We start from the raw sequence: 22850 nt of genomic DNA on the forward strand, positions 1-22850 counted from the left end.
AGGCGGCGGCTGAGGCTGACCCGGAGACGGGCGAGCGGCGGCGCGGCGGCCGCAGGGCCGCACGGGGCGGGCTCCTTGAAGGGGCCCGTCCCTTTCTCGTCTCAGGTCACAGGCCCATCCGCATCGGGCCACAGCGGCCGCACAAGGCCAGTGCGGAGAGTGGAGGAAGCCCATTCCCCACACCGAGGAGGCCAGCATGGCTGCCAACGAATTCACCAACCGCCCCACGGCTCCCGCCGACCCCGCCGCGCCCGGAAGCGGCAGCCGGCGCGCGAGCGACAGCATCGGCAGCGCCGGCCTGGCTGCGTCCATCGCGGCCACCCCTGCCGCGTCCGCTGCGTCCACCCCTGCCAGGTCTGCCACAGACGGCCGCAGCACGCCCGCGCGGGACGAGCCCGTGACCGTGGCCAACGGCGCCGCCCGCCGCCTGCGCGGGGAGCACGAGACGCTCGCGAGCGTGGCCGCCGCCCGTCCCGGCGAGGCCATCCGCTGGGGCCAGGCGGAGCGCGGCTGGTCCGGCCGCAAGACCTTCATCGCGGCGGGCGTGACGCTCTCACTCGCCATGTCCGGCGGCGTCGCGGCCATCGCGGCGTCCACGCACAGCTCCACCGCCAGCCAGCAGCAGCAGGGCATGGTGCCCGGCGTCATGGGCGGGGGAGCGTCGGCCACCGGCGCGTCCGCCGTCCACAGCGAGGCGGTCGTCAAGGAGGGTTCCTCGTGGGTCACGCGCGCCACGCAGACGGGCACCGTCACGGCGGTGTCCTCCACGTCCATCACGGTCAAGAGCGCGGATGGCTTCACCAAGACGTACGCGGTGACTTCCTCCACGTCCGTGACCACAACGACGACGGCGGCTGGCGCCAGCGGAACCGCCGCACGGGGCGCCGGCACTCAGGGTTCCACCCCGCAGGGCTCAGGCACGCAGGGCTCCACCACCCAGGGGACGGCAGCTCAGGGCGCGCCGCCCGCGGCCCCAAGCGGGGCCCAGGGCGGGGCCCCCGTGGGTGCGGCCGCCTCGGGGGCGAACGGCACCGCCGCCCCCGGCACCGCAGGCGGTTCCCAGTCGGGGGCCGCCCAGGGTACGGCTACCACGATCGGGTCCGTCAAGGTGGGGGACACCGTGACGATCGGCGCCACCAGGGTGGGGTCCACGTACACGGCGTCGAGCATCGCGCTGGACGGCACCGCCGCGGCATCGAAGGACACGAGCGCGTCGGAGTGACCCGCAAGGACCGTCGTCGTCATCTCCTGAGGTGACCGCGCGCAGGCACCCGAGACCGCCGCACGCAAAGAAAGGCCCCGCTCCGGAAGAGCGGGGCCTTTGCGTGTGTGTCAGGACGTCCAGACGGCCATGCCGCCGGAGTGGCCTGCGAGGAGGACCCAGATCGTGGCCGCAACGCAGAGGGCCGCGGTGAGGATGCCCGTGATCAGCTCCAGGGCGGGCACGCGCTCCCCGATGCGCCGGAAGGTCTCGGGCGCGCGGTCCGAGTAGAGGAGCCAGCGGGCCACGACGAAGGCCGCGACGAGGCCTGCCAGGTTGCGCGCCATCTCGCCGAGCTCGGCGTGACGGGCGATGGCCTCCTCACCGACCGTGGCGTCAGCGAGCTGCTCGCCGGTGACCGTGGCGCCCCAGGCGGTGGCAGCGGCCAGAACGGCGATGACGACGCTCGCGTGCGCGCCCCACGCGAACCAGCGACGCGAGAACAGCCCTGGCACCACGAGGATGAGAGTCAGCGGGATGAGGACAATGGGGGCGTGCACGAAGATCGGGTGCAGAGGCAGGGCAGCGTCAATGGGCATTCATCCAGTATGCCCAGTCTGTGTCGCGCGAACGGCCCAAGACTGCTCTGAGGGACCTGTGCAGCTCCTGTGACAAGCGCGGGCGCCCTCCCCGGGGTGGGGAGGGCGCCTGCGGGCGTACCGGTCAGGTCAGCTTGTAGACGGTCTGCCCGCCCACGGTGGTCGCCGTGTAGTTGGCCGTCACCCAGGCGGTGATCGCGGAGGACGACGACGCCTGACCCGTGCCGTCGTTGCCGCCGCCGGGTCCGCCCGCGCCTCCGCCCTGGCCGACGATGAAGTACGTGATGTCGCCGTTCTTCACCATGGCCTGGAACTGGGCGAGGGTGGGGTAGGGGTCGGACCCCATCCAACCGCCGATGTCGAGGACCTCGGTGTCGGAGCCGATCATGAGGTCAGACGCCGTGGTCGCCCCGACCGTGGCGGCGGAGTACTTCGTGTGCGTGGCCGCGAGGGCCTGGTGGAGGGCGCTCGAGGAGGTCGAGCCCGCGCCCGACGTAGCCGTCCCCGTGGAGCCCTGGGGCCCCGTGGTGGCTCCGCCCTGCGTCGGGGCCGCTGCCCCGGTTCCGGCGGAACCCTGCGCCCCGGCGCCAGCCGCGCCGGCGGTGCTCTGGCCACCGCCAGGTCCGGCGTCGGACGCTGAAGCTGAGGGGCCGGAGGTGGGGATGGAGCCGTGGTGACCCACGGTGGCCGTCACCGCAGAGTAGGCGGCCGTGCCCCCGAAGAGGCCGATCAGGCCCGTGACGAGGAGGAGCGCGGCCATCCCGCGGCGCACCGTCCCCTCAGCCTGGGGGCGGTCCAGGCCGAGCGCCAGTCCGGCCGCGGAGACCATGCCCGCCGCGAGGACGAGCCACTTGAGCCACGGCAGCCAGGACGCGTCCTGATGTAGCAGGACAAAGGACCAGGTGGACGTGACGAGGACGAAGAGCGCGAGGGCCCAGCGGGCCAGGAAGGCGTCCCGCCCCCGGTAGAGCTCCCACGCGCCGATGCCGACGATGGCCGCGATGGCCGGGGCGAGCGCCACCGCGTAGTACGGGTGGATCGTGCCCTCCATGAAGCTGAAGACGAGCGCCGTGACCACGAGCCAGCCGCCCCAGATGACGAGCGCGCTGCGCGTGGAGTCCGTGCGGGGCTGGCGGCGCGTGAACCACAGGCCGGCCACGAGGAGCAGCAGGGCGCCGGGGAGGAGCCAGGAGATCTCCGTGCCGAAGGCCGCGTTGAACATGCGGCCGAGGCCCGTGGAGCCGCCGAAGCCCGTGTTGGCGCCCATGGCGCCTCCGCCGCCGCCACCGCCTCCGTTGCCTCCTCCGTTGCCGGAGCCGCCGAAGATGCGGCCCAGCCCGTTGTAGCCGAGCGTCAGCTCCCAGAACGAGTTGTTCTCGCTGCCCGCCATGTACGGGCGGACGGAGGTGGGGGTGAGCTGGAAGATCGTCAGGTAGACGGCCGGGGCGGTGATGAGTCCGACGACGGCGGCCCAGAGGTCGGTCACCCGTCGGCGCAGGGAGACCGGCGCGGCCCAGAGGTAGCCGAGGGCGAGGGGCGGGATCGTCAGGAAGCCCTGGAGCATCTTCGTGAGGAATGCGAAGCCGAGGACGAGGCCCGCCACGTACAGCCAGCGGCGGCTCGCGGTGCTCGTGGCGCGGATGACCGCGTAGGCGGCGGCCGTGAGCAGGAGCGTCAGGAGGGCGTCCGGGTTGTTGAAGCGGAACATCATCGTCGCCACGGGCGTCGCTGCCAGGGCGGCGCCGGCGAGGATGCCCGCCACGGGGCCGTTGGTCCGCCTGACGGCCCGGGAGAGGATCCAGACCGCCGCGACGCCCATGGCGGCCTGCGGTGCGAGGACCGTCCAGGAGGAGAAGCCGAAGACCTGGCCGAGGAGGGACGGGATCCAGAGCGAGGCCGGGGGCTTGTCCACGGTGATGCCATTGTTGGCGTCAAGGGACCCGAACAAGAGCGAGACCCAGTTCTCGGAGCCCGCCCGGACGGCGGCGGCGTAGAACGTGTTGCCGTAGCCGGAGTTGGTCAGGTTCCAGAAGTACAGGAGGGCGGTGACGGCGAGGAGCGCGGCCTCGGCGAGCTTGGCGCGGCGGCTCACGGGGGCCAGGGCTGGCGCGGCAGTCGGGGCGATGCGGGCAGCTCGGGAGCGGCCAGTGGGGCCTCGGGTGCCCTCTGTGGGGGCCGTGGCTCGGCTGCTTCCTAAGGCCGCGCGGCGCGAGGCCCGGCGGGCACCGGACTCGCTGCGGGGTGTGTCGAGGATGGTGGTGGGTGGGTCGGGCTGAGTGGGGCGGTCGAGGACTGCCGTCTGGGATGAGCGGTTCATGCCTTCCACTCTGGGCGGGCCCCTTGTGCGGGGGTCACGGCTGGCCTGTGGCGCCTCTGTGAGGGCAGCAAAGGAAGATTCCCTGTCCGTTGAGGAGCAGGGGAATGCGGGATCTGGGCCGTCGTGCCGTCACTGCTGAAGTTCAGCCGAACAGGAGCAGCCGCCGCATATGCTGGGGGTCAGAACCGTTCTTGGCGATGGGGCCTTGGCACTCCGCGCCGCGAACTGACCCGTTGCCACCCAAGCATTGGACCCCGCATGAGCAAAACCCTCTCGCTGAACGAGATCCGTTCCCGCGCCGTCGCCTTCCATCACGAGTGGAAGGGCGAGCCCGGAGAGGAAAGACAGCAGGCTCAGAGCTTCGTCCGGGACCTCCTGCATGTCTTCGGGGTGACAGGCACGAAGGCCGCCCTCTACGAGAAGCGGGCCCGCCGTTCGTCCACTGGTTCAGGCGGCTATATTGACGCGCTCGTGCCTGGCCTTTGTCTCATCGAGATGAAGAGTGCAGGGAAGGACCTGGCCGCTGCGGAGAGACAGGCTCTCGACTACATCGACGATCTCAGCGACGCGGAAGCCCCCCGATGGGTCATTACGTGCGACTTCCACACCTTCCGCATCCTGGATCTTCATGCGGAAGACGACGCCGATACGGTCGTCTTCACGCTCGAACAACTGCCCGCGCGGGTGGAGGACCTGGCATTCCTTGCGGGGTACCAGGCACGTTCCTTTGGCAGCCGCGAGCAGGAGGCGGCGTCCATTAAGGCAGCGAAGATCATGGCCGGGCTCTACGAGGCTCTGGAGGGCTCGGGATACGACGACCATGAGGCCAGCGTGTTCCTCGTCCGCACACTCTTCGCCCTCTACGCCGACGATTCCGGTGTGTGGGAGCGAGACATGTTCTTCGAGTTCATCGAGACCCGAACGAGCGAAGACGGGTCTGACCTCGGCTCGCAGCTGACCAAGCTCTACCAGGAGCTCAATCGCCTGCCCGAGAAGCGCCAGAAGAACCTGGACGAGCTCATTGCCCGTTTCCCCTACGTCAACGGCGGCATCTTCGCCGAGCCGCTGAGCATCCCCTCCTTTGACCGGGCGATGCGCGCCCAGCTCCTCGAGGCGTGCGCCTTTAACTGGTCCGCCATCAGCCCTGCCATCTTCGGCTCTCTCTTCCAGGCCGTCAAGGACAAGAAAGCCCGGCGCGAGCTCGGCGAGCACTACACAACCGAGACGAACATCCTCAAGACCATCCGGCCTCTGTTCCTGGACGACTTTGAGGCTGAATTCGCCAAGCAGCATCACCACAAGGCCGGCCTCAAGAAACTGCGTGCTCGCATGGGAGAGGCCGTTTTTGTGGACCCTGCCGCTGGATGCGGCAACTTCTTGGTCATCGGATACCGAGAGATGCGAGCCCTGGATCTGCGAATCCTCGAACGGCTCCAGGAGCTCGGGGACTCAAGCCAGATTCCCACGATGTTCTTCACCAAGGCCGACCTGCCCGTCAAGATGGAGAGCTTCATCGGGTTGGAGCTCGAAGAATGGCCCGCGCGAATCGCGGCCACGGCCCTCCACCTCGTGGACCATCAGGCGAACCAGGCGATGGAGCTTGCGCTCGGAAAGGCCCCAGAGCCCCTCCCGCTCGAGACCATCACGACTGTCCATGTGGTCAACTCCTTAAAGGTGCGGTGGCAGGATTACATCCCGCCCACTCAGCACCTATTCATCATGTCCAATCCTCCGTTCCTCGGGGACAATACCCGGACCAAGGAGCAGAAGAAGGAGCTTCAGGACGCGTGGGGTGACGCCTCGGTCCTGTCCCGTCTGGATTACGTGACCGGATGGCACGCCAAGGCCCTCGAACTTTTCAAGAACCGTGAGTATGGAGGGGAGTGGGCGTTTGTAACGACCAACTCGATTACCCAGGGGGACCAGCCGCCACGCCTGTTCGGGCCGATCTTCGCCCAGGGGTGGAAGATTAAGTTTGCCCATCAGACCTTCGCATGGACCAGCGAGGCGTCGGATGCTGCCGCGGTGCACTGCGTCATCGTCGGCTTCACGAAGGATAAGGCGGCGCCTCGCCGCCTGTTCACCTACCCGAGTCCCAAGGCGGAGCCGCTGGAACAGGATGCGGCGCAGATCAATGGCTACCTTCTTGATGCAGAAAACGTCCTCGTCGAGAAGCGATCCTCGATGCTAAGTCCTTGCCTAACGAAGACCCTACGGGGGTCTATGCCATCTGACGGTGGAAATCTCATCGTCGAGCCCGAGGACTATGCAGAGTTCGCGGCCGATCCGATCGCCTCCACGTACTTGCATCGATACATCGGGGCAAAGGAGCTCCTCCACGGAACAGACCGGTGGTGTCTCTGGCTCGACGGATGGGATAGTCGTGATCTGAACAAATCCGCCCTGTTGAGGATGCGCGTCGAGGCAGTGAAAGACTTCCGTGCGGCTTCGACGGCCGCGACAACACGTGACTATCCGTACCACCACCTTTTCCGTCAGTTGGCGAAGCAGGATACCTCCTATGTGTGCGTGCCTCGTCATGTCTCTGAGACGCGCGAATTCTTTACAGTGCAGCATTTTGACGCGGACGTCATTGCCGGAGACGCAAATTTCACGATTCAGGACCCTGACGGCCTTCAGTTTGCCGTAATGTCGTCCTCGGCATTCATCACGTGGCAGAAGGCCATCGGTGGGCGCTTGGAGTCACGTCTGCGGTTTGCGTCGACTCTGACCTGGTACACGTTCCCTGTGCCGGAAATCTCGGAAAAGGATCGTGCGGCGATCATCGCCGGTGGTCGGGCGGTGCTCGACGCCCGAGCCCTCCACCCCGAGAAGTCCCTGGCAGAGCACTATCAGCCACTCGGGATGGACCCGGCGCTGGTGAAAGCCCACAAACAGCTCGACAAGGCCGTTGACAAGGTCTTTGGTTTGCGGGACACGACGGGCAAGAGGGTCTCGAACGAGGATCGTCTCAAGGCCTTGTTCGCGTCCTACGCTGCGATGACCGGCGACAGCCAGTCGTGACTCTGCGGGCATACCACGCAACCCGGCTTCTGCCTCACGAGGTGGAAACGATCAGGACACATGGACTCCAACCTCTGACGCTCGGACTTCTCGAGCGAAAAATCCGCGATGCATGCACGTACGGCTTCATTACGGAGGAACTGGCTTCATGGCTGAACGAGCGGCATTTCTTCAAAACCACCAGGACGGAACGGCGTGAGGGCATGATTCACATGTTCACCGCACGCGAGCACCTAGGGGAGGAAGACGGGATGTTTGGTGTCCTTGGCTGCTGGGGCGGCGAGGCGATGCACTGCCATAACAGGTATATCCAAGATCTGCTGTCAAGGATTGGCACCCCTCACATCGTCCTCCTTGACCTGGATCTGAATCTGCCAGGAATTACTACCTGTGGCGTTCCGCTGGGATCTGTAGGCGTCATGCTGCAGGGAGAAGAGGACGATCCTGCCATGTGGGCTGAGCGAGCCATAGCCCCATCAGAAATCGCGGAGGTCATCAGTGTTGACGATGCCTTGACGAGTGGTCGGTTCCCTGAACTCGCTTGGACTCGATCCAGCCCCCAACTGAACCGCGGGACTGGCGGCGTAGTGGGGCCGCCAGGCACGTCGTCGTCATGATCCGCGCTTGAGGGCATGCAAAGGCCGCGCGGGCCGCCCCGCCCCGGAAGGGGGAGAGACGGCCCGCGCGGCCTCTGGCGTTTGCGGAGTTCCGCTATGGGGTGGGCTCGGCCTGCTCCAGCTCAACGTCGCTGACCACGAGCTCGCCCTCGCCGTCGTTGACGATGATCTCCTGCGCGTTCGCCGCGGCCCGGAGGTCGGCGAGGCCGGCACGGACCTTCGCGGCCTCGGCGGGGGACGCGGTGATGACGGCGCGGGTCACGGCGGTGCGCTGCTTGACCTTGGCCTCGGACTTCGCCTTGCGGAGGCCCGCGAGGGCGGTGCCCACGGCCGGGAGGACGCTCGCGTCCCCAGCCTCGAAGGCGGAGAAATCGGCGGCCTCGGGCCACGAGGCGCGGTGCACGGAGCCCTGGCGCCACCACGAGTAGACCTCGTCCGTGGCGAACGGCAGGAACGGCGCGAAGAGGCGCAGGAGCGCGTCCAGCGTCGTCGCGAGCGCGGCCCGCACCGAGTCGCTGCCGGCCTCGCCGGACGTGCCGTAGGCGCGGTCCTTGACGAGCTCGACGTAGTCGTCCGTGAAGGACCAGAAGAAGGACTCGGTGATGGCGAGCGCGCGGGCGTAGTCGTACTGCTCGAACGCCCGTCCCGCCTGCTCCACAACCGCCGCGAGCTGCGCCAGGAGGGCCTGGTCCAGCGGCTCGGTGACGCGGGAAGCGTCCCCGCGGAGCACGTCCGCCTCGGTGGCACCGAGGTTGAGGACGAACTTCGAGGCATTGAGCAGCTTGATGGCCAGGCGGCGGCCGATCTTCATCTGCGCGACCTCGTACGCCGTGTCCGCGCCGAGCTTCGCCGAGGCGGCCCAGTAGCGCACCGCGTCCGCGCCGTACTCGTTGAGGACGTCGGTGGGGACGACGACGTTGCCCTTGGACTTGGACATCTTCTTGCGGTCCGGATCGAGGATCCAGCCGGAGATGCCCGCGTGCTTCCACGGCGCGGCGTCCTGGAGGGCGTCCGCCCGGACCACGGAGCTGAAGAGCCACGTGCGGATGATGTCGTGGCCCTGCGGGCGCAGGTCGAACGGGAAGACCGTCGTGAAGAGGTCCTCGTCGTGTCCCCAGCCGCCCACGATCTGCGGGGAGAGGGAGCTCGTGGCCCACGTGTCGAGCACGTCCGCATCGCCGACGAAGCCGCCGGCCACGCCGCGCTGGCCCTCGCTGAAGCCCGGGGCGGGCTCGGCGGCGGGGTCCACGGGGAGCATGTCGAGGCTCGGGAGGATCGGGTTCTCGTAGTCCGGCTGCTCGTCGGCGTCCAGCGGGTACCAGACGGGGATCGGCACGCCGAAGAAGCGCTGGCGGCTCACGAGCCAGTCGCCGTTGAGGCCCTTGATCCAGTCCTCGTAGCGGGCGCGCATGAAGGACGGGTGGAAGTCGATCTCGCGCCCACGGGAGATGAGGGCGGCGCGGCGGTCCTCGTCCCGTCCGCCGTTGCGGATGTACCACTGGCGGCTTGCGACAATCTCGAGGGGCTTGTCGCCCTTCTCGAAGAAGTTCACGGGGTGCGTGATCTTGCGCGGCTCGCCGTCCAGGAGGCCGTTCTCAGTCAGCATCTCGACGACGGCCTCCTTCGCGGAGAACACCGTCTTCCCGGAGACCTGCTCGTAGTTCGCGCGGCCCTCCGTCGTCGTGATCCATTCCGGAGTCTCGGAGCGGAAGCGGCCGTCACGGCCGATGAGCGCGCGGGTGGGGAGGCCGAGCTCGCGCCACCAGGTGATGTCGTTCGCGTCGCCGAAGGTGCAGATCATGGCGATGCCCGAGCCCTTGTCCGGCTTGGCCAGCGCGTGCGCCTTGACCTCGACCTCGACGCCGAAGAGCGGCGACGTCACGGTCTTGCCGAAGAGGTGCTGGTAGCGCTCGTCCTCCGGGTTGGCCACGAGGGCCACGCACGCGGGAAGCAGCTCGGGGCGGGTCGTCTCGATGAAGACCTGCTCGCCGTCTGCGGCCGTGAACGCGAAGCGGTGGTAGGCGCCCGGCATCTCGCGGTCCTCGAGCTCAGCCTGGGCCACGGCGGTCCGGAAGGTCACGTCCCACATCGTGGGGGCCTCGGACATGTAGGCGTCCCCGGCCTGGACGTTCTCGATGAACGCGCGCTGGGACACGGCGCGGGAGTGGTCGTCGATGGTCCGGTAGGTCATGGACCAGTCCACGGACAGGCCGAGCGTCGTGAAGAGGTGCTCGAAGACCTTCTCGTCCTCCACGGCGAGCCGCTCGCACAGCTCGATGAAGTTGCGGCGAGAGACGACGTCCCAGTCCCGCTGGTTCTTCGCGGGCTTCTCCGGCGGCTCGTAGGAGGGGTCGTAGGCGTACGTCGGGTCGCAGCGCACGCCGTAGTAGTTCTGGACGCGGCGCTCGGTGGGCAGGCCGTTGTCGTCCCAGCCCATCGGGTAGAACACGTTCTTGCCCTTCATGCGCTGGTAGCGCGCGAGGACGTCCGTCTGCGTGTAGGAGAACATGTGTCCAACGTGGAGGGAGCCCGAGGCGGTGGGCGGGGGCGTGTCGATGGAGTAGACCTGCTCGCGCGTGGTCTCGCGCTCAAACGCGTAGGTCTTCTCCGAGGCCCAGCGAGCGCTGAGCTTCTCCTCGAGGCCCTCAAGGGCCGGCTTGTCCGGGACGGAAACGGGCGTGTCTGTGCCCTGGGGGTTCGCAGTCATTTCTCCATTGTCCCATGAGCGGACGCGCTAGGTCGTGTGCCCGGGGACGCCGTATTCTCGGAGTGCTCCGCTGGAACACGTCCACGGGCGGAAGGGACGCGCGGTGACGGAGAACGGACGCACGCCAGAGGGCCCCGCGGGCACGGACCTTGACGCCACGGTGGCCCGCCTCCTCGACCGCCACGGCGTCACTTTCGCAGAGCAGGCCGGCCTCGACCTCGCCGCAGACGGACCCGAGCCCCTGTTCGGCCTCCTCACCTTGTGCCTCCTTCAGGCCAAGCCCATCGGGGCGTCCGTGGCGGTCGCTGCGGCCAAGGACCTCATCGCCCACGGCTGGACTTCGCCCGAGCGCATGCTCGCCGCCGGCCGCCCCGCCCGCATCCGCTCCTTCGCGCGCACCGGGTACCGGCGCTACGACGAAAGCACCGTCCGGCGCCTCGACGAGGTCTCCCGCCTGCTTCTGGCAGAGTTCGGCGGGGACGTGCGGACCCTGCGGCCTTCTCATGACGACGACGCGGCTGGCGCCACCTCAGAGCTGTCCGCCCGCCTCCAGCGCTTTCCGGGTGTGGGGCCCGCCTGCGCCGCGATGTTCATCCGTGAAGTGCAGGCCGTGTGGCCCGAGCTGCGCCCGTTCCTCGACCCCAAGGCCCTCCAAGGCGCCGTCAAGCTCGGCCTGCCTGGGGACGCCGAGCGCCTGGCGGCCCTGGCACCCGCGGGGGAGGAGGCCCGGTTTGCGGCGGCCCTCGTCCGCGTGGCCCTGAGCCGCGCCGCGGACCCCCTCGCCTGAGCCCCGCCCCCGCCCGTTCGCCCCGCGTTCTGGCGCTCGCCACCGACATTGCAGGGGGCAAACGCCATTCCAGGGGGCAAACGGCAAAGAGGGGCAAACGCGAAAGAGGGGGCCAACACCGCGGACACGCGCCGTCGTCGTAATCTGAAGCACATGAGCACCCGCACAGCAGTAGTCACAGGAGCAAGCACCGGCATTGGGCGCGCGACAGCGCTGGTCCTCGCAGAGGCAGGGTTCACCGTGTACGCGGTGGCGCGCCGTGAGGACCGCCTGGCCGCCCTCGCTGAGGAGAACGCGGCGATCCGGCCCAAGGCCCTCGACATCACAGACGAGCAGGCCGTCGCGGCCCTCGCCGCCGAGGTCGCCGAGGCGGGCGGTGCCGAGTGCCTCGTCAACATCTCCGGTGGCGCCCGGGGCACCGAGAGGGTCGCTGAGGCCGTCACCGAGGACTGGGACTGGATGCTCCGCGTCAACGTCCTCGGCACCATGACGATGACCCGCGCGTTCCTGCCGCAGCTGCGCCAGGGCCGGGGGACCGTGCTCAACCTCACGTCCACGGCGGCCATCGTGGGGTACGAGGGCGGCGCCGGGTACAACGCCGCGAAGTTCGCCGAGCGCGGCTTCACTCGCGCCCTCCGACTCGAGGAGGCGGAGCACGACGTCCGCGTCATCGAGCTGCTGCCCGGCATGGTCCGAACGGAGGAGTTCTCGCTCATGCGCATGCACGGGGACCAGGCGGCCGCCGACAAGGTCTACGAGGGCGTCGCCGAGCCCCTCACGGCGGAGGATGTGGCGGATGTCATCCGCTATGCGGTGACGGTCCCGCACCACGTGAGCTTGGATGAAATCGTCCTTCGCCCGGTGGCGCAGGCCGCCCAGCACAAGGTCATTCGGCGCCTCTGAGCCGCCCCTTTGCCCCCGGGCCTCACAGACCCTACGATGGGGATTATCTGCAATGACCCGGCCATCACCGGCGAGCATTCGGAAGAACGGATGTATGGCTCCAGGCCAGCGTGACCGAACCCCGCTCGGGGCGGCGCGGCGGCCATCTCTGGAAGCCCATGGCACCGCAGCCAGGCGGCAACGCCCGGCCTGCACGCCAGCGTCCCAGTAGACCCGGACGGGTGTGCCCGTGACAGCACTGAATTGAGCGGCACGCGCCGTTCGGTTCCGGCACGAACGTGACCTCGGACCGCGAGGGCTGGCCCATGACGGGCCGCCCGCGGCCCGCGGTTGCCCAGGCCGGTGCCGGAGGGTGTGTGCAAGCGAGGTGGTACCGCGAGCGGTGCCGTGCACAGCTTCGGCCGGTGGGGAAGACCGTCGCCGAAGCCTGTGTGCGGCTGCTGATCGTCCTCGCAGCCTGTCGTGGCGTTTCCCGCGCCCCGTCCGTCTGCCCCGAAGGAATCGCGATGAGCACCTATCCCAAGGCCTCCGCCACAGGCTTCTCCAGCACGCCGGCCTCGCCGACGTTCCCGAGCATCGAAGAAGGCGTCCTGCGCTATTGGAGCGAGGACGGAACGTTCCAGGCCTCGATTGACGCGCGCCCGGCCGGCGAGCGCGGCGAGAACGAGTTCGTGTTCTACGATGGCCCGCCCTTCGCCAACGGCCTGCCCCACTACGGCCACCTTCTGACCGGCTACGTCAAGGACCTCGTGGCCCGCTACCAGACGCAGCGCGGCCACCGCGTCGAGCGCCGCTTCGGCTGGGACACCCACGGCCTGCCCGCGGAGCTCGAGGCGATGAAGCAGCTCGGCATGACGGACAAGAAGCAGATCGAGGAGATGGGCATCGATCAGTTCAACGATGCCTGCCGCAGCTCCGTCCTCGCCTACACGAAGGAGTGGGAGGAGTACGTCAACCGCCAGGCCCGCTGGGTGGACTTCGAGAATGACTACAAGACGCTCAACGTCGAGTACATGGAGTCCGTGATCTGGGCGTACAAGCAGCTCCACGAGAAGGGGCTCACGTACCAGGGCTTCCGCGTCCTGCCGTACTGCTGGAATGACGAGACGCCGCTGTCCAACCACGAGCTGCGCATGGACGAGGACGTCTACCAGATGCGTCAGGACCCCACCGTGACGGTGGCGTTCGCCCTCCGCGGCGAGAAGGCCGAGTCCCTCGGACTTGCGGGCACGCACGCCCTCGCCTGGACCACGACGCCCTGGACGCTCCCCACGAACCAGGCGCTCGCCGTCGGTCCGGACGTCGAGTACGTCGTCGTCCCCACGGGCCCGGGCTCTGCGGGCGTCGGCGCGGACTTCGCGCCTCGCTCTGTGCTCCTCGCGCGGGACCTCCTGGGTGCCCACGCCAAGGATCTGGGGTACGACGACGCCGAGGCCGCACTCGCCGCAGTGTCGCGATCGTTCACCGGCCGCGAGCTGGAGGACATCTCCTACGAGCCGCTGTTCGACTACTTCACGGACGCCGAGCAGTACGGCACGGGCGCCGCGTGGCGCATCCTCGTGGCGGACTATGTCACGACCACCGACGGCACCGGCGTCGTCCACCAGGCGCCCGCCTACGGTGAGGAGGACCAGGCGGTCTGCGAGGCCGCGGGCATCCCCGTGGTCCTGTCCGTGGACGAGGGCGCCAGGTTCCTGCCCGTCTTCGGCCGCCCGAGCCCGTCAGGCTCGGAGGAGCTCAAGGAGATCGCGGGCGTCCAGGTCTTCGACGCGAACAAGACGATCATCCGCGTCCTCAAGGACAAGGGTGTCCTCGTCCGCCAGGCGACCTACGAGCACAGCTACCCGCACTGCTGGCGCTGCCGCAAGCCGCTCATCTACCGCGCCATCACGTCCTTCTACGTCGCGGTGACGAAGTTCAAGGACCGCATGGTCGAGCTGAACCAGGACATCAACTGGATCCCTGGCAACGTCAAGGACGGACAGTTCGGCAAGTGGCTGGAGAACGCCCGTGACTGGTCCATCTCCCGCAACCGCTACTGGGGCTCGCCCATCCCGGTGTGGGTCTCGGATGACCCGGACTACCCGCGCACGGACGTCTACGGCTCGCTCGCGGAGCTCGAGGCTGACTTCGGCCGCCTGCCGCTCAACCACGAGGGCAAGCCGGACCTGCACCGCCCGTTCATCGACGAGCTGACGCGCCCCAACCCGGACGATCCCACGGGCAAGTCCACGATGCGCCGCGTCTCGGACGTGTTCGACGTCTGGTTCGACTCGGGCTCGATGCCGTACGCCCAGAATCACTACCCGTTCGAGGCGGAGGAGTGGTTCGACACGCACAACCCCGCCGACTTCATCGTCGAGTACATCGGCCAGACGCGCGGCTGGTTCTACACGCTCCACGTCCTGTCCACGGCCCTCTTCGACCGCCCGGCGTTCCGCAACGTCATCAGCCACGGAATCGTCCTCGGCTCGGACGGCAACAAGATGTCCAAGTCCCTGCGGAACTACCCGGACGTGTCCGAGGTCCTGGACCGCGACGGCTCGGACGCCATGCGCTGGTTCCTCATGTCCTCTCCGATCCTCCGCGGCGGCAACCTCATCGTCACTGAGGAGGGCATCCGTGAGGGCGTCCGTCAGGTCCTCCTTCCGCTGTGGAACGTCTGGTACTTCTTCAGCCTGTACGCCAACGCTGCGAACGACGGCGGGGGCCACGAGGCGTCGGAGCGGTACGAGTCCGATGACCCGCTTGACGCGTACGTCCTCGCGGCCACGGGGCGACTCATCGACAGCGTCCGCGACAGCCTAGACGCCTACGAGGTCTCGGACGCGTGCGAGGCGCTGCGCTCCTACACGGACACGCTGACCAACTGGTACGTGCGCCGCTCCCGCGAGCGGTTCTTCGAGGAGGACCCCCGCGCGTTCGACGTGCTCTACACGTGCCTCAAGGCGGTGTGCGAGGTCGCCGCGCCCCTGCTGCCGCTCGCCGCCGAGGAGATCTGGCGCGGGCTCACGGGCGGCCGCTCCGTGCACCTGACGGACTACCCGGACTCGTCCCGCTTCCCGCAGGATCCGGCAGGCCTTGAGGCGATGAACCTCGTGCGCCAGGTGGCCTCGACGGGCTCGGCCCTCCGCAAGGCGGCGAAGCTGCGCGTGCGGCTCCCGCTGGCAGGGGCCACCGTCGTCGTCCCCAATCCCGAGCGGATCACGGCGGACCACGCCGCAATCCTCAGGGACGAGCTCAACCTGAAGTCGGTTGAGGTGCTCGACGCGGACGAGGTCGCGGCGGAGGAGTTCGGCATCAGCCGCAAGCTCGTCGTCAACGCGCGCGCCGCCGGCCCGCGCCTCGGCAAGAGCGTCCAGCAGGCCATCAAGGGCTCCAAGAGCGGGGACTGGTCCGTGGCCGAGGACGGCACGGTGACGGCCGGCGGGCTTGCCCTGGAGGAGGGGGAGTACTCCCTCGAGACGGTTGTTGATCCGGAGCACGCGGGCGCCTCTGCAGCGGCCGTGCTGCCGGGCGGCGGGTTCGTCGTCCTCGACACGGCGCTCACCCCGGAGCTCGAGGCGGAGGGCCTGGCCCGCGACGTCATCCGAGCGATTCAATCTGCTCGCAAGCAGGACGGGCTCGAAGTGTCGGCAAGAATTGACCTAACGCTCCGGGGGGCAGCCGATGTGGTAGATGCGTTTAAGTCCTACGAGAGTCTGATCAAGGCTGCGGTCCTTGCCGATGCGGTGGTTTTTGAGGTCGACGCTGATGCCCGGTACGACAATGCCCTCGGCAGCATGGAGGCGGCGTCAGGTGACGGAACTGGCAACCACAAGGTTCACCTCTCGTCGGGCCATGCGGTGAAGTTGCAGATTGGGGCAGCGGCATGACGGACCAGACCGACGTCCTCAGCGTCTACGCCGAGCTGCTCGCCCGCGCGCCCGAGAACAAGATGGAGCCGCGCATGGAGCCCATGTGGCGGGCCATGGAGCTGCTCGGCGACCCTCAGAACGCGTACCCGAGCATCCACATCACCGGCACCAACGGCAAGACGTCCACGGCCCGGATCATCGAGGCGGGCCTGCGGGCGCACAACCTGCGCACGGGCCGCTACACGAGCCCGCACCTGACGAGCGTCACGGAGCGGATCAGCGTGGACGGGGAGCCTGTCTCGGACGAGGACTTCGTTCGCGTCTGGGACGAGATCCGGCCGTTCGTCGCCATGGTGGACGAGGAGCTCACCGCACGCGGCGAGCCGCGCCTCACCTATTTCGAGGCCCTGACGGTCCTGGCTTTCGCGGTCTTCGCGGACCAGCCCGTGGACGTGGCCGTCGTCGAGGTGGGCCTCGGCGGCATCACGGACGCCACGAACGTCGTCTCGGGGGCGGTGAGCGTCGTGACGCCCATCGGCCTCGACCACACGGACCTGCTCGGCGACACCGTCCGAGACATCGCCCTGGAGAAGTCCGGCATCCTCAAGCCGGGAGGCTTCCTCGTCTCCGCCGCCCAGGAGAAGGAGGCCGCGGACGTGCTGCTGGAGCGCGCCCGCGAGCTCGGCATTCCGTTCCGCTTTGAGGGCGTCGAGTTCGGGGTGGAGAGCCGCGAGCTCGCGGTCGGCGGCCAGGTCCTCACCATCCAGGGCCTCGCGGGCCGGTACCCCGACCTTCACCTGCCTTTGCACGGCGAGCACCAGGCGGAGAACGCGGCCGTGGCCGTGGCTGCCCTTGAGGCGTTCCTCGGCGGGGGAGAGAGGGAGCTCGGGCGCGAGGCCCTCGAACAGGCCTTCGAGGCCGTCACGTCGCCGGGTCGGCTCGACGTCGTCCGCACCGATCCCACCGTCATCCTCGATGCGGCCCACAACCCGGACGGCATCCGCACCACGACGCGTGCCCTCAAGGAGGCGTTCTCGTTCTCGCGGCTCGTCCCCGTCGTCGGAATCCTCGCGGAGAAGGATGCGGCGGAGTTCCTGTCCGTCTTCCGCAGGGAGCTCGACGACGCGGCTGGCGCCCTCGTGCTCACCGCCTCGACCTCGCCCCGCGCAATCCCCGCGGCGGAGCTCGAGGAGCTGGCCCTCGCGGCTGGCTGGAGCGAGGAGGACATTCACGTCACCGAGGGCCTCGTCGAGGCTCTGCGGGTGGCCGGCGCGCTGGCTGAGGAACCGGGAGACTCGGCTGGGGGCATCCTCGTGACGGGCTCCATCACTCTCGTGGGCGAAGCCCAGACCCTACTGGCCAAGGAGGACAGCCATGGCGCGTGAGTCCGTGAGGGCCCGCCTCGAACGGGAGCGGGCCGAGTGGCGCCCGGGCATGCCCAAGCCGCGCCGGAGCGTGCGCATGCTCTTCGCCTCGACGGTTCTGACCCTTCAGGGCCTGGCCGTGGCGTTCGCCACACTGACGTTCATCGGCCTGTACCGCGGGCATGAGGGTCTGCCGTGGATGATCGCGTTCGGCGTGGCCGTTGCGCTCGGCTGTATCGCCACGTGCGCGGTGCTCTCCAAGCCCTGGGGGCTGCGGCTTGGGTGGGTCATGCAGGTGCTGACCTTCGCCGTGGCCGTGTTCGTGCCGATCATGCTCGTCGTGGCGGCCGGCTTCACGGGCTGCTGGATCTACGCGCTCGTCAAGGGCCGGCAGATCGACGAGGAGAACGCCCGCCGGGACGAGGCCGAGCGCCAGCTCGCGGCCGGCGGCGGCGAGCCGCGATAGCCTGGAATCAACGGACTGCGGCGCGTTGACGCCGCGGCCACACCCCATCTTCTGAAGGAGACTGTCATGACCACGGAGCGCACTCTCGTCCTCGTCAAGCCGGACGGCGTCGAGCGCAACCTCACCGGGGCCATCCTGGCTCGCATCGAAGCGAAGGGCTACCGGATCGCCGAGCTCAAGCTCGTGACGCCGGAGCGCTCGGTGCTTGAGCAGCACTACGCCGAGCACGAGGGCAAGCCGTTCTACGAGCCGCTCCTGGCGTTCATGTCCTCGGGCCCGGTCGTCGCCGTGGTCGTCGAGGGCGATCGGGTCATCGAAGGCTTCCGCTCCCTCGCCGGGACCACGGACCCCACGACGGCCGCGCCGGGCACCATCCGTGGCGACTTCGGCCGCGACTGGGGCGAGAAGGTTCAGAAGAACCTCGTCCACGGCTCGGACTCCGTCGAGTCCGCTGAGCGCGAGATCGGCATCTGGTTCGCCTGAGCGTGACGGCGTGAGCCCGGCGGGCGCGCCTCCCCGGCGGCTGGGGTTCTCCACCCCGGCGGCCGTGCGCGCGTCCTGCCTCTGATGTGAACGACGACGAGGGCGCCGCGGGATTGACTCCCGCGGCGCCCTCGTCGTCGTTCTCTCCGGGCATACGAGTGAGCCACTTCTGGGCCGCAGCCCTGTGGGCCGCTACAGGTCTCCGTGCCTCCACGTGCCAGCTCGCGGCGATGGCGACAACCTGGCACGAGATAGCACGAGAGACATGACGATCGGTCGTGTTATGATGCATGTCATAGTCTTGTGGTCGTGGCCCCTAGGTGCGCGGATCATGGCTTATGACGCACCATACGCCGGAGCGCACGGGTCCAGGTGGCCGATTGCCTGCATCGATGTTCGCGGTCCTTGTCGTCAATATCATGGATTCAGAGGGGCTTGTCATGGAAACGGGAATTGATGCCGTGGTTCCCGGTCAGCGGTGGGAATTTGACCGTGAGGTGACGGAAGTGTTCGACAACATGCTCGAACGCAGTATCCCAAATTATGCTGTCATGCGACAGCTCGTCACGGACCTCAGTCGCGATTTCTTGGATGATGGAGGGGTGCTTGTTGATCTCGGTGCCTCGCGGGGAAACGCGGTCGCACCTTTGCTTGAGGGGGTCTCTCAGGCAGATCGCGCTGTCTGTGTCGAAGTCTCTCCGCCGATGATCGAGGTGCTGGAGCAGAGGTTCGCTGACGAAATCTCGGCGGGTCGGCCCTGTGGATAGCTTCTGGCGGTGGATGAATTTCGCTGGATACATTGCAGTGAAGGCCGCAGCATGAAATCCAGGCCGCTCCTCATTGGGCTGGACCGCCACCTCCTGGCTGCTTGTGCTCGTCGTGGCTTGGAGCCTGTCGTCATGTGCACCCACGGAACGCGCGACTTCGGATTCCCTGAGGCGCCGACAGACACCTACCTTGTTGACTCGCCGATCAAGCTAGAGCAGGCGCTTGGCGCCGTCGAGCAGATCTGCGCCAGCGGGGTCAGGATCAGCGCGGTCCTCACGACATCCGAGGACGCCGTCGTTACGGCGGCCACCTTGAATTTACTTCTAGGGCTCAATGGCCCGAACCCATCTGACGTCGCGAAGTTTCGGGACAAGCTCGTTCAAAAACACCTCGTCAGAGGGGTTGGAGTGCCTGCGGCCGACATTGCGGCCATTCATGACGTAAGAGACGGACTCCCTGATCTCCAGATGCCTGTGGTGGTCAAGCCGCGTTTCGGAGCTGGTACGAGTTTGACAGCGCTAGTGACGAGTATCGATGACTTCGAGCAGTTTAAGGCCGCTCTGCCTGGCAATGCTCCGCGCTCCTTCGTCGCCGAGAGTGTGGCTGTGGGAGACGAGTACATCCTCGACGGGGTGATTCACCAGGGCAGGATCGTCTTTGCCTCAGTCGCGCGATACGTTTCAGCACCCCTGGATGTCGTCACGACCGGGAACCCATGCTGCATCGTCAGCGCGGAGGAGCACACTGCGGTCGCGCAGCGGATTCGAGCTCTCGGTGAGGTCGCCATCGCCGCGCTTGGCGCTCCAGATGGCGTGTTCCATCTCGAAGCGTTCGACGACGGCAAGCGCGCACAGTTCAGTGAATGCGCCCTTCGCAGGGGAGGCGGGATGCAACAAGAACTTGTCTTGGCAAAGCATGGCGTCGATCTGGCAGACGCAGCTCTCGCGATTGCCCTGGGCGAGCCTTTGGATATTGTGCCGAGGCCGTCTGGCGACGTCATCGCGTCCATCGCTATCCCGAAGGCGGACGGAACCATTCTCGCGTTGCCGGATGCTGAGGACATCATGCGGCAGACCGGTGTTATTGACGCCGTCGTTGAACTTCCGGTAGGCACACAGATGCGTGCCCGTCAGGCTTCGACAGTCGAGCGGCTGGGACAAATTCTCGCACAGGGAGACACAGAGGAACAGGCTCTCTCGCGGGTTCGAGAGGCACAGAGATTTGCGTCGGATCAGGTTGTGGCGGTTCCGGCGGGGCCGCTGCGGGTGCTGCGGCGCCGGGGTCCGGACGGAGTGAGACGTGCCGACTGACGTTGCGGGGAAGACGTTGACCGTCGTTGGCGTGGCGGCTCATCGTGAGGCGGCATTTCACAGATGGGCGGAGATGGGCCTTAGCGTTCATGCTGTGGTCTCGCCCGAGACTCGCACCGAGTCGTGGCAACACTTGGCAGCGGGCGTCACTCGACTGAACGCGCTAGACACGCGCGGCCTCATGGAGGCTATCCCTGTCTCTGACGGAGTCGTCACCCTGTCGGAGTTTTCAGTGCAGGCGGTGGCCACCCTGGCAGAGTTGTTGTCGTTGCCAGGGGTGACGACGAGCGCGGCCAACGTGGCCCGAAATAAGGCTCATCTGCGCCGCGTGCTCCGTGCATCAGGACTGGACGGTGATCTTGCATCCGCGGAGATCCGGTCGGAGCGAGATCTTGAGGCCTTCTTCGCCATTCACGGAGAGGAGTCTTACGTCCTCAAGCCGGCAGACAGCTCGGGAAGCGCTGGCGTCGTTCGGGTGACATCATTCGCAGAGGCTGCACAGCGGTTTAAAGCAGTGCGTCGATGGAGCTTCGGTGGGGATGTGGTGATCGAGGAGTATGTCGCCGGACCGGAGTACAGCTACGAAGGGTGGGTTCAAGGTTCCGAGGCTGTTCTTGCTGCGGTCGTCCGGAAGAGGACGACGGCTGACTTCGTGGAAATAGGGCACACAGCGACCCACGCGCCGAACGCGGGGGCGTGGGCCCTGATCCGGTCTGCGTTGCGTCTGCTCGGTGTCGCAGACGGCGTGTTTCACGCGGAGGTGAAATTGTCGCCTGACGGGCCACGAATCATTGAAATTGCGCTGCGGCCCGCCGGCGGCCTGATCCCGACCTTGGTGAGTCTCACGACGAACGTCGACCTCTACGAAGCCCAGGCGCGGATCGCCGTGGGGGCCCACGTATTCGAGCCCGTCCCGAATGGAACCAGCGCAGCGATCGCCCACGTCGTAGGACAGCCGATGAGCCATGCTTCGCCAGAGACGCTCCGCGCCATATCTCGCTTGCCGAATGTCCCCGAGGTATATCAGGCACCCCGACTTGACGGGGACTTGGCACCGCTGAGCGGCAATGACGCTCGAGCGGGGTACGCGCTCGCTCACGGGGTCGGCCCCACGGTGGAGTCGGACGCCCGGCGTGCAGCGCGGATGCTGGCCGACGCTCTGTGCATTGACATGACTCCCGTGACATGAGCGCCGTCTCGAATCGGCGTCTCGGATGGCTCATCGAGCGCTTCACCGTTGGGACGCTCGTCGGCGGGCTCGGGGCAGGGATGTTCATTCCCTTCTCCCTGCTCTATTTCACTCAGGCTCGGTCAATCCCCTTGCCGGTTGTCAGCGTGGGGCTTGCTGTGGGGGCCGGAGTCACGCTCGCGTGTGCCTATCCGCTCGGGGTGGCCGTAGATCGGTTAGGGGCCAAGCGGGTTTTGGTCCTCGCGAATATGGGACGGGCGGTCATCTTCGGGCTCTTCGCCTTCGTCCCGCACGCTCCGACGATCCTTGTTCTACTCATCCTGAATTGTCTTCTGGAGAGGGGCAGCTGGGTCGCCCTCTACACGGTCATCGGCCGCTCGCCGAGTCTCTTTGGCGCGAGCGGCGCACTGCGCTTCGCCCGTCTCTCCTGGCTCCGGAACGTCGGCCTGGGCGTGGGAGCGCTCGTGGCGGCGGTTCTTGCCTCGGATCTTTCCCTCATGGTCGTGGCCGTGTGGGCCAACGCGGTGAGCTACATCATCGCAGGGCTGTGCTTTATGGCTAGTGGAGCCGGGGCGGGCGCCCAGACGTCCTCGGAGTCGCGGAAACCCGGCGAGGCGGCTCCCGTGCGTCTCGCGTTCGGCCGCGTCTTTTGGCTCGTTGTGGTCGTGAAACTCTTCCTCGTGATCATCGCTGGCGTGTTTGGCTCGTTCTTGCCCGTGGTCGCCGACACCTATTTTTCCGCCGCGTGGCTTGCGGGCATAGGATTCAGCGTCAATACGTGGATGATCATCTTCCTGCAGCCGTGGATCATCAAGAGAGCGCAGAAATTCAGTCCCGCTGGGTGCCTGATTCTGGGCGCATCGATATACGTTGCTTCGGGTGCCGTGTTTGTTGGGGCGGCGGTGCTCCCGGACGTGGCACGCCCGTGGATGTTCTTGGCCGGCGTCGTGGTTTTTACGATTGGTGAGATCCTCGTCGCGCCATCGTCGGACCAGCTGGCAGATTCGGCTCTTCCATCTGAGGTCAAGGGACGCGGCCAATCGATCTACCAGTCGGCATGGGGTGTGGGCGGTGTCTTCGCGCCGGTCCTCGGCGGCTTTGTCGTCATCGCGAGCAGCGTCGGTTTCGGCGCCCTCCTCCTCTTCTTGGCTTTGCTCGGGCTCGGGTGCGGATTGATTGTGGTCAGGGCACTGCGCCGGGCGCGTGTCGTGTCTCCGATGTGAACGACGACGGGGGCGCCGCGGGAGACAATCCCGCG

Annotated in this window: 16 protein-coding genes; 13 read left to right on the forward strand and 3 right to left on the reverse strand. The window is 67.5% G+C overall.

The features are described from left to right. The first annotated feature begins 196 nt into the window (after positions 1 to 196). The gene (locus J2S35_RS09470; protein WP_309852700.1) at positions 197 to 1222 is read left to right on the forward strand and encodes a hypothetical protein; all 1026 of its coding nucleotides are present in this window, start codon (positions 197 to 199) and stop codon (positions 1220 to 1222) included. A 110-nt stretch (positions 1223 to 1332) separates the two neighbouring features. Here the strand turns inward: J2S35_RS09470 and J2S35_RS09475 are convergent, their stop codons facing one another. Beyond that, the gene (locus J2S35_RS09475) at positions 1333 to 1800 is read right to left on the reverse strand and encodes a DUF2231 domain-containing protein (protein ID WP_309852703.1); all 468 of its coding nucleotides are present in this window, start codon (positions 1798 to 1800) and stop codon (positions 1333 to 1335) included. Positions 1801 to 1924: 124 nt separating this feature from the next. Then, on the reverse strand, positions 1925 to 4117 hold the full coding sequence (locus J2S35_RS09480; RefSeq protein WP_309852705.1) for a glycosyltransferase family 39 protein: 2193 nt from the start codon (positions 4115 to 4117) through the stop codon (positions 1925 to 1927). Between the two features lie 258 nt (positions 4118 to 4375). Between J2S35_RS09480 and J2S35_RS09485 the strand changes: the two genes are divergently transcribed. Together J2S35_RS09485 and J2S35_RS09490 are read left to right on the forward strand one after the other, a co-directional pair. Continuing rightward, entirely contained in the window at positions 4376 to 7141 is a 2766-nt protein-coding gene (locus tag J2S35_RS09485) for a DNA methyltransferase (protein ID WP_309852708.1), read from the forward strand. Further along, entirely contained in the window at positions 7138 to 7758 is a 621-nt protein-coding gene (locus J2S35_RS09490) for a hypothetical protein (protein WP_309852711.1), read from the forward strand. Before J2S35_RS09485 ends, J2S35_RS09490 begins: the two co-directional genes overlap by 4 nt. 94 nt (positions 7759 to 7852) lie before the next feature. Here the strand turns inward: J2S35_RS09490 and valS are convergent, their stop codons facing one another. Then, the gene (valS, locus tag J2S35_RS09495; RefSeq protein WP_309852712.1) at positions 7853 to 10465 is read right to left on the reverse strand and encodes a valine--tRNA ligase; all 2613 of its coding nucleotides are present in this window, start codon (positions 10463 to 10465) and stop codon (positions 7853 to 7855) included. Positions 10466 to 10568: 103 nt separating this feature from the next. Between valS and J2S35_RS09500 the strand changes: the two genes are divergently transcribed. The 10 genes from J2S35_RS09500 (at position 10569) to J2S35_RS09545 (ending at position 22815) form a co-directional block, all read left to right on the forward strand. Beyond that, entirely contained in the window at positions 10569 to 11252 is a 684-nt protein-coding gene (locus tag J2S35_RS09500) for an HhH-GDP family DNA glycosylase (protein WP_309852714.1), read from the forward strand. Between the two features lie 153 nt (positions 11253 to 11405). Beyond that, a complete protein-coding gene (locus tag J2S35_RS09505; protein WP_309852716.1) occupies positions 11406 to 12155 on the forward strand; it encodes an SDR family oxidoreductase in 750 nt (249 codons plus the stop codon). A 506-nt stretch (positions 12156 to 12661) separates the two neighbouring features. Further along, positions 12662 to 16030, forward strand: coding sequence for an isoleucine--tRNA ligase (gene ileS / locus J2S35_RS09510; RefSeq protein ID WP_309852719.1), 3369 nt, complete (start codon positions 12662 to 12664; stop codon positions 16028 to 16030). Beyond that, on the forward strand, positions 16027 to 17397 hold the full coding sequence (locus J2S35_RS09515) for a bifunctional folylpolyglutamate synthase/dihydrofolate synthase (RefSeq protein ID WP_309852722.1): 1371 nt from the start codon (positions 16027 to 16029) through the stop codon (positions 17395 to 17397). The genes ileS and J2S35_RS09515 overlap by 4 nt, the downstream gene beginning before the upstream one ends. After that, positions 17387 to 17842: a DUF4233 domain-containing protein gene (locus J2S35_RS09520; RefSeq protein ID WP_309852725.1), complete on the forward strand. Its 456-nt coding sequence runs from the start codon at positions 17387 to 17389 to the stop codon at positions 17840 to 17842. Before J2S35_RS09515 ends, J2S35_RS09520 begins: the two co-directional genes overlap by 11 nt. 66 nt (positions 17843 to 17908) lie before the next feature. After that, complete coding sequence (gene ndk / locus J2S35_RS09525; protein WP_309852728.1) at positions 17909 to 18325, forward strand: nucleoside-diphosphate kinase; 417 nt, start codon at positions 17909 to 17911, stop codon at positions 18323 to 18325. A 338-nt stretch (positions 18326 to 18663) separates the two neighbouring features. Continuing rightward, positions 18664 to 19092 (forward strand): class I SAM-dependent methyltransferase, encoded by a 429-nt coding sequence (locus J2S35_RS09530; RefSeq protein WP_309852731.1) that lies wholly within the window; start codon positions 18664 to 18666, stop codon positions 19090 to 19092. Between the two features lie 132 nt (positions 19093 to 19224). Next, positions 19225 to 20403: a hypothetical protein gene (locus J2S35_RS09535; protein ID WP_309852734.1), complete on the forward strand. Its 1179-nt coding sequence runs from the start codon at positions 19225 to 19227 to the stop codon at positions 20401 to 20403. Further along, complete coding sequence (locus tag J2S35_RS09540; protein WP_309852738.1) at positions 20393 to 21592, forward strand: ATP-grasp domain-containing protein; 1200 nt, start codon at positions 20393 to 20395, stop codon at positions 21590 to 21592. The genes J2S35_RS09535 and J2S35_RS09540 overlap by 11 nt, the downstream gene beginning before the upstream one ends. After that, complete coding sequence (locus tag J2S35_RS09545; protein WP_309852740.1) at positions 21589 to 22815, forward strand: MFS transporter; 1227 nt, start codon at positions 21589 to 21591, stop codon at positions 22813 to 22815. The genes J2S35_RS09540 and J2S35_RS09545 overlap by 4 nt, the downstream gene beginning before the upstream one ends. Positions 22816 to 22850: the final 35 nt, after the last annotated feature.

Origin of the sequence: Falsarthrobacter nasiphocae, from assembly GCF_031456275.1 — a bacterium.
In the GTDB taxonomy this organism is placed as follows: Bacteria; Actinomycetota; Actinomycetes; order Actinomycetales; family Micrococcaceae; genus Falsarthrobacter; species Falsarthrobacter nasiphocae.

Bases quoted from the DNA above. Each gene is read 5' to 3' on its own strand.
- J2S35_RS09470 (WP_309852700.1), top strand. From the start codon at position 197: ATGGCTGCCAACGAATTCACCAACCGCCCCACGGCTCCCGCCGACCCC.
- J2S35_RS09475 (WP_309852703.1), bottom strand. From the start codon at position 1,800: ATGCCCATTGACGCTGCCCTGCCTCTGCACCCGATCTTCGTGCACGCC.
- J2S35_RS09480 (WP_309852705.1), bottom strand. From the start codon at position 4,117: ATGAACCGCTCATCCCAGACGGCAGTCCTCGACCGCCCCACTCAGCCC.
- J2S35_RS09485 (WP_309852708.1), top strand. From the start codon at position 4,376: ATGAGCAAAACCCTCTCGCTGAACGAGATCCGTTCCCGCGCCGTCGCC.
- valS (WP_309852712.1), bottom strand. From the start codon at position 10,465: ATGACTGCGAACCCCCAGGGCACAGACACGCCCGTTTCCGTCCCGGAC.
- J2S35_RS09505 (WP_309852716.1), top strand. From the start codon at position 11,406: ATGAGCACCCGCACAGCAGTAGTCACAGGAGCAAGCACCGGCATTGGG.
- ileS (WP_309852719.1), top strand. From the start codon at position 12,662: ATGAGCACCTATCCCAAGGCCTCCGCCACAGGCTTCTCCAGCACGCCG.
- J2S35_RS09515 (WP_309852722.1), top strand. From the start codon at position 16,027: ATGACGGACCAGACCGACGTCCTCAGCGTCTACGCCGAGCTGCTCGCC.
- J2S35_RS09520 (WP_309852725.1), top strand. From the start codon at position 17,387: ATGGCGCGTGAGTCCGTGAGGGCCCGCCTCGAACGGGAGCGGGCCGAG.
- ndk (WP_309852728.1), top strand. From the start codon at position 17,909: ATGACCACGGAGCGCACTCTCGTCCTCGTCAAGCCGGACGGCGTCGAG.
- J2S35_RS09530 (WP_309852731.1), top strand. From the start codon at position 18,664: ATGACGCACCATACGCCGGAGCGCACGGGTCCAGGTGGCCGATTGCCT.
- J2S35_RS09535 (WP_309852734.1), top strand. From the start codon at position 19,225: ATGTGCACCCACGGAACGCGCGACTTCGGATTCCCTGAGGCGCCGACA.
- J2S35_RS09545 (WP_309852740.1), top strand. From the start codon at position 21,589: ATGAGCGCCGTCTCGAATCGGCGTCTCGGATGGCTCATCGAGCGCTTC.